The sequence below is a fragment of the Nostoc sp. MG11 genome (assembly GCF_014904695.1).
Taxonomy (GTDB): Bacteria; Cyanobacteriota; Cyanobacteriia; order Cyanobacteriales; family Nostocaceae; genus Komarekiella.
Genome location: NZ_JACXXN010000031.1, coordinates 56195 through 67920, shown reverse-complemented (window position 1 = coordinate 67920; position 11726 = coordinate 56195). Strand labels below are relative to the sequence as shown.

General features: G+C 41.7%; 12 protein-coding genes. 4 read left to right on the top strand and 8 right to left on the bottom strand.

The window, feature by feature from the left end:
- Positions 1-347 precede the first annotated feature (347 nt).
- On the top strand, positions 348-1550 hold the full coding sequence (locus HCR01_RS28035) for a glycoside hydrolase family 10 protein (RefSeq protein WP_193199303.1): 1203 nt from the start codon (positions 348-350) through the stop codon (positions 1548-1550).
- A 29-nt stretch (positions 1551-1579) separates the two neighbouring features.
- On the opposite strand, the gene HCR01_RS28030 is transcribed toward HCR01_RS28035, so the two are convergent.
- Positions 1580-2863: an ankyrin repeat domain-containing protein gene (locus HCR01_RS28030; protein WP_193199302.1), complete on the bottom strand. Its 1284-nt coding sequence runs from the start codon at positions 2861-2863 to the stop codon at positions 1580-1582.
- Positions 2864-3123: 260 nt separating this feature from the next.
- On the opposite strand from HCR01_RS28030, the gene HCR01_RS28025 reads away from it, so the two are divergent.
- A complete protein-coding gene (locus tag HCR01_RS28025; protein WP_193199301.1) occupies positions 3124-3594 on the top strand; it encodes a DUF4079 domain-containing protein in 471 nt (156 codons plus the stop codon).
- A gap of 97 nt (positions 3595-3691) precedes the next feature.
- Here the strand turns inward: HCR01_RS28025 and HCR01_RS28020 are convergent, their stop codons facing one another.
- Positions 3692-4375: a DUF1997 domain-containing protein gene (locus tag HCR01_RS28020; protein WP_193199300.1), complete on the bottom strand. Its 684-nt coding sequence runs from the start codon at positions 4373-4375 to the stop codon at positions 3692-3694.
- A gap of 185 nt (positions 4376-4560) precedes the next feature.
- On the opposite strand from HCR01_RS28020, the gene HCR01_RS28015 reads away from it, so the two are divergent.
- Positions 4561-5220: an SDR family oxidoreductase gene (locus HCR01_RS28015; protein WP_193199299.1), complete on the top strand. Its 660-nt coding sequence runs from the start codon at positions 4561-4563 to the stop codon at positions 5218-5220.
- Between the two features lie 251 nt (positions 5221-5471).
- Entirely contained in the window at positions 5472-6239 is a 768-nt protein-coding gene (locus tag HCR01_RS28010; RefSeq protein ID WP_193199298.1) for a hypothetical protein, read from the top strand.
- Here HCR01_RS28010 and urtE read toward each other — a convergent pair.
- The 6 genes from urtE to urtA form a co-directional block, all read right to left on the bottom strand.
- The gene (urtE, locus tag HCR01_RS28005; protein ID WP_193199297.1) at positions 6202-6900 is read right to left on the bottom strand and encodes an urea ABC transporter ATP-binding subunit UrtE; all 699 of its coding nucleotides are present in this window, start codon (positions 6898-6900) and stop codon (positions 6202-6204) included. The genes HCR01_RS28010 and urtE overlap by 38 nt on opposite strands.
- A 1-nt stretch (position 6901) precedes the next feature.
- Positions 6902-7102 carry a hypothetical protein gene (locus HCR01_RS28000; protein WP_226889680.1) on the bottom strand — a complete coding sequence of 67 codons (201 nt, stop codon included), beginning with the start codon at positions 7100-7102 and terminating at the stop codon, positions 6902-6904.
- Positions 7103-7120: 18 nt separating this feature from the next.
- On the bottom strand, positions 7121-7867 hold the full coding sequence (urtD, locus tag HCR01_RS27995; protein ID WP_193199296.1) for an urea ABC transporter ATP-binding protein UrtD: 747 nt from the start codon (positions 7865-7867) through the stop codon (positions 7121-7123).
- A complete protein-coding gene (gene urtC / locus HCR01_RS27990) occupies positions 7842-8960 on the bottom strand; it encodes an urea ABC transporter permease subunit UrtC (protein WP_193199295.1) in 1119 nt (372 codons plus the stop codon). The genes urtD and urtC overlap by 26 nt, the downstream gene beginning before the upstream one ends.
- A 30-nt stretch (positions 8961-8990) precedes the next feature.
- Positions 8991-10151, bottom strand: coding sequence for an ABC transporter permease subunit (locus HCR01_RS27985; RefSeq protein WP_193199294.1), 1161 nt, complete (start codon positions 10149-10151; stop codon positions 8991-8993).
- A gap of 131 nt (positions 10152-10282) precedes the next feature.
- On the bottom strand, positions 10283-11587 hold the full coding sequence (gene urtA, locus HCR01_RS27980) for an urea ABC transporter substrate-binding protein (RefSeq protein WP_193199293.1): 1305 nt from the start codon (positions 11585-11587) through the stop codon (positions 10283-10285).
- Positions 11588-11726: the final 139 nt, after the last annotated feature.

The following is an 11726-nucleotide window of genomic DNA, read 5'->3' as shown; positions in this document are numbered from 1 at the left end:
CTGTGATAGTAATTTACACTACTTTACAAAAGTTAATCAAGCTTTTAAGGTTTGTAAAGCTGATAGCATGTATTAGGTTTACTTATGAATGGGATTGAGATCGCACGTAGTAACAGTAGCTCCACGGTATTAGAGCCAAATTGAAAGCAAAGCCTAGCAAATTGTGAGATATTTCAGGGCGTGATCGCTAAACTCATTAGCATTCACGCTGAATCTACAGTTGGCACAATTTATTTACTAACCACGTCAACTTTCCCACTGTGCTAAGTCTGTTGCAATTTATCTAATGCAACGGATGCTCAGGGAATGAATGACTAACCAATTCACCAATCTTTTAATAAGCTTCAATGCCTGTAGACTATATGGTGAGAGGATTCCATTACAAGACACTACTCAAGTGTTTTTTCCCGCTCCTGGTTTTGATATCGTTCGTCATAGTATTGCTAGTTGATAATTTTACGCCTGCGATCGCGCAGTTACCCCGTCAGGAAATTCGCGGGGTTTGGATGACCAACAATGATTTTGACACTCTCAAAGATCGCGACAAAGTTCAGGATGCCGTGAGCCAACTGCGGCGGCTAAATTTCAATACTATTTATTCTGTGGTGTGGAATTCTGGCTATGCGATGTATCCCAGCGCTGTGGCACAACGTGCAGGTATCCAACCATTTGTATTGCGAGGTGCAGATGGACATGATATTCTCGCAGACTTGATTACCCAAGCTCATCGTCAGGGATTACTCGTAATTCCCTGGTTTGAGTTTGGTTTCATGGCTCCCCCAACATCAGAACTAGCGTTAAATCATCCAGATTGGTTCACGCAAAAGCCAGATGGTAGCCAAACTTCAATTAGCGCTGCGGGTGAAGTGATGTGGCTCAATCCTTTTCATCCAGAAGTACAGCAGTTTATCAGCAATCTCGTGCTGGAAATCGTCAGCCAATATGACGCTGATGGTATTCAGTTTGATGATCACATGAGTTTGCCCTACGAATTTGGCTACGATCAATACACGGTTAATTTATACACCCAAGAAACCAAAAATAATCCTCCCACCAATCCTCAAGACCAAGCATGGATGCGCTGGCGGGCAGATAAAATCACGGCGTTTATGGTAAAACTCAATCAGGCTGTGAAAGCCGTAAAACCCCAAGCAATCTTCTCCATTTCTCCTAATTACTACGACTTTGCTTACAAATTTCAACTGCAAGACTGGCTTGCTTGGATGCGGCTCAATATTGTAGATGAGCTAATTGTGCAAATTTATCGTCCCAATCTCCAAAGTTTTATCGCTAAAATTTCTCGCCCAGAAATTAAAGAAGCTCAGAAAATGATTCCAACTGGAGTTGGAATTATGGCAGGGTTACAAAATAATCGAGTTCCCATGCAACAAATTAAGTCCCAAGTGCGGGCAGCCCAAGAACGTGGTTTGGGCATAGCCTTCTTCTACTACAAAAGCCTTTGGGATGATGCCCCAGAACCTTTACCTGCTCGTCAGTCTGCATTTCAAAGCTTCTTCCCTGCTCCCGCGTTCCGCTCTGCAATGGAATAAGTTTTCGGGATATGTGCGTAGACAAGAGGCTATTCCTGTGCTCCAGCTTTTTGCAAACTCCGTACTACGTTCCTATATCCATTAAATTCGGCAATCATCAAAGCAGTATAACCTCCTCGGTTTTTCAAATTCATACCTGCCCCAGCTTGGAGTAGTATCTGCACAGCCTCACTATAACCAGCTGAGGCAGCCCACATCAACGCTGTCGCCCCCGCTGAGTCCTGAAAATTCACATCTGCACCCTTTGTCAGCAGTAATTTTATTACTTCTGTGTAGTTACCTGTCGCTGCTTTGATTAAAGCAGTTTTGCCGTCATCTCCTGGAGTGTTAGGGTTAGCACCATACTCTAGCAGCAGCTTAACTGTTTTGGCGTGACCCTGCGCTACCGCCAGCGTCAAAGGTATCTCACCGAGGTTTTTTTCATTAATATTCCCTCCAGAACGCAGCAGTGCCTCAACAATTTGGCTGTGTCCCTGTAACGCTGCTACGAGCAGTGGTGTATCACCCAGGCGGTTTCTAATTTGCACATCCGCACCTCGGTTAAGTAGCGCTTGCACCATGTTAACGTAGCCTTCTACAACGGCAATGTGTAGGGCAGTCTCACCGTCTTGGTCTTGGAGATTAATCTCGGCATCTCGATCTAGTAAAGCATTTGCGATCGCACTATGTCCCGCGGCGGCAGCGGCAAACAACGCAGTTCCACCACTGGAGTTTCTCATATTCACGTCAGCCCCAACTTCTAGCAGTGCTTGTACAACCTCTAAATGTCCCAAGTCTGCTGCTACCATTAAGGGCGTCTCACCCTCTTCATCTTGAATATTAACGTCTGCACCAGTTTGGAGTATTGCTTGAAGTACTTCTATATTTCCCTGCTTAACTGCTAGTTTTAAAGCAGTATCATCATCTTTATCTGCGATATTCACTTGAGCACCAGCAGCCAATAATACTCTCACCACATCGACATAACCTTTGAGTACTGCTGCCATCAAAGCTGTGCTGCCATCTTCATTAGTAGCATTCACCTCAGCACCTCTGGAGACTAAAAGCTGCACAATGTCAAGCTGTTTAGCACTAACTGCTAACATCAAAGCAGTCAAACCATAGAGTTTTCTGGGCAAGTTAATATTTGCCCCAGCGTCCAGCAGCGATCGCACAATTTCGGTGTAACCTAAATTGGCAGCAAACATTAACGCTGTAGTACCATTGCGATCGCACGCGTCTACTTTAGTACCAGCAGTTAGTAATGCACACAGCCGCTTGATATCACCACTTTTAGCAGCGTTCAACAGCAAAGTATCGTTGTTTTCAGTCATGGATGAAATCTCGCACAAGCGAGTTTTGTTCGTCTACCCTCAAAATTTAGTCTGAGATTGTTTATCCACTTTTGCAAGAGGGATGAAACAAAATAGCAGGGGAGCAGAGGGGCAGTGCTTCGACTTCGCTCAGCAACCGGGGCAGGGGAAGCGGGGGGGAGCAAGATTTTGCTTATTCTCTTTTACTGTGTGCAACTTTAAGCACAGAAAATAGAGTTATGCTAATTTTTATGAAGATTTAATACTTGGGCAAGGATACGATGAGTTTGGAACTTTCTCCATCGGTTAAATATGGGTTGAACTTCTTTCACCCAGTGATGATGTGGGTGCTATTGGCGCTCTCATTTTATGCTGCCTACTTGGGGCTACAAGTACAGCGTACCAGAAATGCTCAGGGTGAAGAAAAGAAAGAACTGATCAAAGGTAGATATACCGTTAAACACTACCAAATCGGGTCTATACTTTTAGCTTTTATGGTGGCAGGTGCGATCGGTGGTATGGCTGTAACTTACATCAATAATGGTAAGTTGTTTGTGGGGCCTCACCTGCTAGCAGGGCTAGGCATGACAGGTCTGATTGCATTTTCTGCTTCCCTGTCTCCTTATATGCAAAAAGGGGCAAATTGGGCACGTGCAACTCATATTCTGCTGAATTTTGTACTTTTAGGGCTTTTCGTTTGGCAGGCTATATCTGGCGTGCAAATTGTCCAAAAACTTCTCACTCAGGCGTAGTAAGTAATTAAGAGTCAAAAGTCAAAAGTCAAAAGTTTTTTGACTCTTGACTCTTGTAGAGACGCCATTAATCGCGTCTCTACTCTTAACCGTTGACTCACCGCTTTTTGTTGGAATTAACAGAAAAAGGTATTCCCAAGAAGTTATGAAAATCTTCCTGAACTTTGCGAGTTAAGCGGCGGGAGACTTGGCGGACTATTTGATTAAGTAAGCGATCGCCTGTAGATTGAATTAAAGACTTGGGTAATCGCTGAATAAACCTGGGAAAGTGAAGATCTACTACCAAATCCAATTCCCATTCAACTCGTGTAACCTGACTATCACTGGTGTAAACATCATCTACCACGTTTTCTATTAACTGTAGCGCTGCCCGGTAGTCTACGTCATAACCAGGGGGTTGGTAGTCAGGAACAGGAATTGTACGGATGCGGTAAATACCCTCTTCTGGAGGTAATAATTCTAAACCAATTTTCGGTTCTACTTCATAACCAAAAGAAGCAAAACGACCAATTACTAAAGCGTAGCCGTTTTTTCCCAGTGGTTGCACCTTCATAGGTTCAGCGCAGCGTGAAAACCATGAGGCGTGAGCATTAAGATACTCGGCCACCTGATGTGCTGGAGCAGGCATTTCCATAAAATCTTGATAACGACCGTAAAATTTTGTTAGCGTCGCTACATTTGCTTCTGTTAATGCATTCTCAACTTCTGGTTGGCTAGATACCACAGGTAAAACTGCTTTTGTTATTTCTAAAGATTGATATTCGCCGTTTGTCGAAAGCATAAATGCAGTAATGTATATATTTATTTTGGCGTTTGTCTATATTAATAATTCCCAGCTTACTTGGATCGTTTCGCACTAATATCCCATTTTGACGGAAACCTCAATAATCTGCCATCAACTCCATAGAATTACTAAAATTAAAGAACTGAACAAGCACACATTAGTTTCCCAGGATAGCGTTGATCATGAAAGCATTTGTAGCAGGAGCAACAGGTGAAACAGGTCGCCGGATTGTGCAACAGCTAATAGCACGGAATATTCCCGTTCGAGCCTTGGTAAGGGATACGGAGAAAGCTAGAGGTATTCTACCTCTAGAGACAGAATTAGTGATAGGTGACGTGTTACAACCAGAAAGTCTGACTGCTGCTTTGGGAGACAGTACAGTCCTGCTGTGTGCTACTGGCGCACAACCTAGCTTTGACCCCACTGGCCCCTACAAGGTAGATTTTGAAGGTACTAAAAATTTAGTAGATGCTGCTAAGGCAAAAGGAATTAAGCATTTTGTGTTTGTTTCTTCTTTGTGTACTTCTCAATTGTTCCATCCGCTGAACTTGTTTTGGCTGATTCTGGTCTGGAAAAAGCAAGCTGAGGAGTACATCCAGAAAAGTGGTCTTACATATACGATTGTGCGACCTGGTAGGTTGAAGAATGAAGATAACTCCAATCCCATTGTGATGCAGAGTGCTGATACATTGTTCGACGGTAGTATTCCTAGGGAAAAAGTCGCTCAAGTTTGCGTTGAGGCGCTATTTGAACCAGCCGCAGGTAATAAAATTGTTGAGGTTGTTGCTAAACCAGATGCTACCTCTAAGAGTTTTGGGGAGCTATTTGCTAACGTCGCCTGATTAAATAAGCTAATGCGCTTACAAATTGCGCTTATTTTCGTGGTTGGCAGTCCAGAGTCAAGGACACCGAAATTCTGATCGCCCGAAGTTGGGATGTCTTTGACAAGCCTTCTGGTGGGCATCTACGCTCGACGCCAATACGCTACGGTGGGCTGCGCCAACCTCGGTTGAGTGGTTTGAATTTTGAGCGTTGGTGATCGCTTGCCAAAACTAAAACGGAGAAATTTGTTGATTAGTGCTGGAGGTTTAGTATGACACTGCAAATAGACCTAAATTTGCCCGAAGAAGTTTGGCAACGTTTGCAAACAGCGAAAGCAATTGTCAATCAAAGTGTTAACTCAATAACTAACTCAGCACAGCAAGTTGGTGAATCCTTAAAGGAAACTGCAACTACAACGAGCGACAGAGCAATTAATACAGTTACAACAACCTTAGAACAAAGTTGGCAAACAACTGAGCAAATTAAGAATACAACATCGGGAGCAGTTACAACTGCGTCAGCGAAGCTCGCCGAAGGCATCGCTTCTTCTGCGAGTGATTGGCTAACACAACATCCTGGATTTTTTAAGTTAGTTCAAATACTAGCTTGGGCGGCTAATCACCCAATTATTAGTTTATTAATCCTGCTTTTCGGACTGTCTTTACTTTGGAGCATTATCAAGGCAATTGTACGTTTGATTGAAACAGCTAGTTGGTCGATCCTCCAAGTACCATTAAAATTAATTCAGGCATTTATTAAATTTAGCTTTCTCTCTTTAAATAAAGTTGGCAATTTTGCTGTTCAAAGAATTAAAGATAATAAAAAAACTGATAATATTCTAGCTTTACTACCTGTTAATTCTCTAACAATTTACAAAGATAAACAGCAACGCTTAGCAGAAATTTCTAATCGCTTAGAGGCTATTCAAAAAGAACAAAATGAGCTTTTACAAGAAGCAGCAAACTTGATTGCTTCAGATGCGATTGATGTAATTCCAGAAATTAAACCGCTAAAAACCTTTGAATCACATCTTGGCTGAGTTCATCAGTTGAACCAGAGGCGACAATCCCACCTTTTTGCATAGCGTAATAGTAATCAGCCTGACGGACAAAGTGCAAGTGTTGCTCTACCAATAAAACAGAAATACCTGTGGTTTCGATGATGCGACGGACTGCGGCTTCAATTTCTAGGATAATGGAGGGTTGAATACCTTCGGTAGGTTCATCCAGTACGAGTAATTGGGGTTGTCCCATTAAAGCACGTGCGATCGCCAGTTGTTGCTGCTGTCCACCACTCAAATCACCACCCATCCGCGAAAGCATAGTTTTTAGTACAGGAAATAAGCTAAAAACTTCCTCTGGAATTTCTGCTTTTTTTACTTGCTTCCTTCTAGCTTCTAACCCCAACAACAGATTTTCTTTTACAGTCAAACGCGGTATAATTTCTCGACCTTGGGGAACATAACCAATTCCCATTTTTGCCCTTTTGTCTGGAGATTTGGAGTTAATTAATTCCCCAGCAAGGTTAATTGTACCGCTACGGGGTTTGAGTAACCCTATAATTGTTTTGAGCATGGTTGTTTTACCTACGCCATTGCGTCCAATTAAACACACCATTTGCCCAGAGGGTACATTTAAATCTACATCACGTAGAATGTGGCTTTCACCGTAGTAAACGTTAAGGTTAGAGATTTTTAGCATCTTATATCCACTCAAATCGGCGCTTTAGATCGTTGCAATGGCTAGGTGGTAAAATTCCATCATGCTGAAGTCTGCCGACTACAATCCCCGGTGCAATACCAATTTCGGCAGCAAACCGCTCAATGCCTACTTTGGTGCGTTGTTGACCTGATGTCAGAAATCGCTTGAACATTCCAGTCAATGCCACCACTGTTTTCAACATGGATTCAATTATGACGATTTATTCATGTTGTTGTCCCAGATATACTTCAATAACGCGGGAGTCATTTTGAACTTCCTCAAAACTGCCTTCGCACAGCACCGAACCTTCATGCAGTACTGTGACTTTGCGGGCAATTTGACGCACAAATTCCATATCATGTTCAATTACTAAAATTGAATGACTTTGTGCTAATGCTAAAAGTAATTCACCAATATTATAGGTTTCTTCATCGGTTAAACCGGCAACTGGTTCATCAACAAGTAATAAGTCAGGAGACTGTGCTACTAACATCCCAATTTCTAAACGTTGCTTTTCTCCGTGGGACAATAAAGTTGCTGGAATGTCCGCTTTCAGAGTTAAACCGATAGTTTCCAATAACCCTTTAATACTATTTTTTTCAGCAGCATCAGGACGCCCAAACAAAGTAGAAAAGGCATTTTTATTGCGGTTACTAGTAATTTCTAGATTTTCACGAGGTGTTAAGTTCAGGTAAATTCGAGGTGTTTGAAACTTGCGCCCGATTCCTAACCGCGCAATTTGATGTTCAGGTAAAGAACGCAAGTTTTTCCCTTTGAATAAGACTCGCCCAACGGTTGGTTGGACTTTACCTGTAATTACATCAAGAAACGTTGTTTTTCCAGCACCATTGGGGCCAATTACTACCCGCAATTCACCTAAATCCATGCTAAAGTTCAGCTGGTTTAGTGCTTTAAAGCCGTCAAAACTGACGGTTACGTTTTCAGTTTCCAATATTTTGGCGTTCATGTTGCACTTGGGCGTCTTCTTCCAAAGTAGGATATGTAGCAATTTGTTGACGACGGTTGAAAAGAGGAATATTTTGACTACGCAACCATCCCACTAGGCCATCAGGAAGCACTGTGACGACTATCAAAAATAGTGCGCCTTGGAAAAATAACCAGATTTCGGCAAATTGTTCACTTAAAAAAGCGCGAGCATAATTTACTAACAAAGCTCCAACAATTGCCCCAATTAAAGTAGCACGTCCTCCTACCGCCACCCAAATTACCATTTCAATCGAAAAAGCAATATCCATTGCTCTGGGTGATACAGAACCACTTTGGAGAGTGTAAAATGCTCCTGCTATGCCTGCGATCGCACCTGAAACTGCAAACACTACTACTTTAAAATCTGTAGGGTCATAGCCAGAAAATCTGACCCGACTTTCATCATCACGAATAGCTATTAATAATCTACCAAAGCGTCCACTTGTCAACCAGCGACAAATTCCGTACGTGGCTGCGAGAAGTACCACCGTCAGAATGTAGAACACAAATTGGGTTTTTGCATCACTAACCGTTGCACCAAACAAAGTTGTGAAATCTATCAGTCCATTCGTACCATTGAAAAGTTGCTGTTGACCATTAAAGAAATTGAAAAATACAATAGTTGCGGCTTGAGTCAAGATAGAAAAATAAACTCCCTTCAGCCGATTACGAAATACTAAATATCCCAATATTCCCGCTAATAACCCTGGAATTAATACCACAGCAGCTATTGTCAAAGGAAAAGAATAAAAAGGTTGCCAAAACCAGGGAAGTTGCGTTACCCCATAAAGACTCATGAAATCAGGCAACTCACCAGTCGGGACTTGCAGCTTTAGGTACATAGCGATCGCATATCCACCCAAACCAAAGAAAATTCCATGTCCCAAACTCAATAAACCAGTATAACCCCAAATCAGATCAATCCCCAAAGCCACAATCGCCAGAGATAGAAATCGCCCCAGCAAATTCAAACGAAACTCCGAAAGCACCGCTGGCATAATTAATATTAGGATGAGTGCGATCGCAACCACCACCCCCACCTCAATTAGTAACCTTCCTCCCTTCCTTCTCATTCTCTGCGCCTCCGCGTCTCTGCGTGACATTTAAACATCAACAGTACGGCCCTTTTGCGGAAAAATTCCCCCAGGCTTCCACTGTAAAAACACAATAATTAGCGCAAATACCATCACCTTCGCCATACTTGTCGTAGCAAAAAAACTAAATAAATCTGCCAAAGGTTTAACAGGACTTAACAACAAAGCCAGAGTACCAGAACCAATTAAAAAATTAGCTGTACCAATTCCCAACGCTGCCACAATAGTACCCGCCAAGTTGCCCACACCGCCGACGACAACAACCATAAAAGTATCGATAATATAATTCTGTCCCGTATTTGGGCCCACAGAACCGAGCAAACTGATAGCACATCCAGCCACACCAGCTAAACCTGAACCCAGTGCAAAAGTCATAGCATCAACTTTTTGAGTTGGGATACCCAAACAAGCACTCATACTCCGATTTTGTGTGACAGCCCGAATCCTTAAACCCCAGTTAGAACGTTGCAAAAATAAGTAAATTCCTGCCACACAAATTATTGTCAAAGTAATAATAAATAGCCTAGCAAATGGCAATTGCACACCAGCCAACGATATCCCAGCTTGTAACCAAGTAGGAGCTGTTACATCCACATTTTGAGCGCCAAACCAAGGTTGAGTTACTGCTTGCTGATAAGTTTGGCTCAATAAATTGCCAGTTGCTATTGTCACCCCCAGCGATAATAACAATATCACCGCCACAATCCAGTTACGAACTCTACCCAAATTCGTACGGGAATTTAAAACCCATAAACCTCCAAAAAACAGCAGAGAAAAAAGTCCAATACCAATTACCAAGACCCAATTCACGCTGCGAACAAACTGCTGAAAAATCAAACTTACGCCCCAAGTTGCTAATAGAGTTTCTAAAGGGCGTCCATAGAGATAACGAATCACACCTCTTTCTAGAATTAGTCCCACAGCAGCCGTGAAAATAAAAGCGATAATTAACGCTAAAAATATATAACCTTCAAACCACAATCCACCTAATTGTTTACATAAATTTTGGACAACAAATGTTGCATAAGCACCAAACATCATCAATTCACCATGAGCCATATTGATGACACCCATCAATCCAAATATAATGGCTAGTCCCAACGCGGCAATTAATAATACAGCGCCAATACTAACACCATTAAATACAGCTTCTAAAAAACCTGTTAACACTTTTTACCTCAATAGATATCAGCTTGTTGTTAGTAAATAGTCAATAGTCAACGTACTTTCCTTAGTGTCTTCGTGCCTTAGTGATGATTTACTTTTGAAACACAAAGACACAAAGGTAAAAAGTCCTTGGTTTAAACTTTTTTGTATTTACCACCCTTAGCCGGGTCAGACCAATCACAAGCAAATCCTTTAGTTTCCTTCACATACTGATTCCAGGGAACTGGTTCAACTGGTGCAGGAGTAGCATAGACAATATCAAACAAACCATCGTCTCTTACTTGACCAATCCGCACAATTTTGGATATGTGATTATTGGCGTTCATTGTCACTTTGCCTTCAGGAGCATCGATAGTTTGACCATAAGCCGCAGCACGCACTTTAGCTAAATCAGTAGTGTCGGCTTTTTCTACTGCTTGCTTCCACAAATAAACTGCAATATATGCTGCTTCCATTGGGTCATTTGTTACCCGATTTGCACCATATTCTTTCTTAAAAGCTGCGACAAACTTCTTGTTAGCAGGTGTGTCTACTGTCTGAAAGTAATTCCAAGCAGCGTAATGACCTTTGAGATACTCTACACCAATTGCTTTAACTTCTTCTTCAGCAATACTTACTGACATAGAAGGATATTTTTCTGGTGTCAATCCAGCCCCTTTCAATTGTTTGAAAAAAGCGACATTACTATCACCATTTAGAGTATTGTAAATTACGCCGCCATTAGGCAAATTTTGCTTAATTTTAGTGATAATAGATGTAACTTCTGTGTTACCTAATGGTAAATAATCCTCACCAACTGTTGTTCCACCGAGAGCTTCTAGTTGAGATTTAACTATTGTATTAGCAGTACGTGGGAAAACGTAGTCAGAGCCAACTAAAAAGAACTGTTTGCCTTTATTTTTTAACAGCCAGTCAACAGATGGTTCGATTTGTTGATTTGGGGCTGCACCTGTGTAAAAAATGTTTTTAGAACACTCTTGACCTTCGTACTGCACGGGATACCAGAGCATGTGGTTTTTGCTCTCAAATACTGGCTTAACATTCTTGCGACTAGCAGAAGTCCAACAACCAAAGATTACAGCAGTTTTATCTTGATCAATTAGCTTGGTTGCTTTTTCCCTAAAGGTATCCCAGTTAGAAGCACCATCTTCAACAATTGCTGTAATTTGTTTACCTAAAACACCACCAGCAGCGTTAATTTCTTTAATGGCTAGTTTTTCAGCATCTACGACGCTTTTTTCACTAATAGACATTGTGCCACTCAGAGAGTGCAAAATACCAACTTTGATCGTGTTACCACTAGTAGCAGCAACAGGAGAAGCAACTGGATTCTCTGTTGCAGTTGGGGAGTTATTCGCGCAAGCCTTCAGAAAAATGCTGCTACCAAAAGTTACAGAGCCGTAAATCAAAAAATTACGTCGATTAAATCGTTTACTCATCTTTTTATCAATTCTCTTCTCAATGAATCAGCTAGCTAATAGCAAGCTGACAATTTAAACCTTTAAACTGTGATATTAGTGCGTTATTTGACAATTAAAAAGTTATTTTTGATACAATTTGTTCTGTTTTGTTAACCCG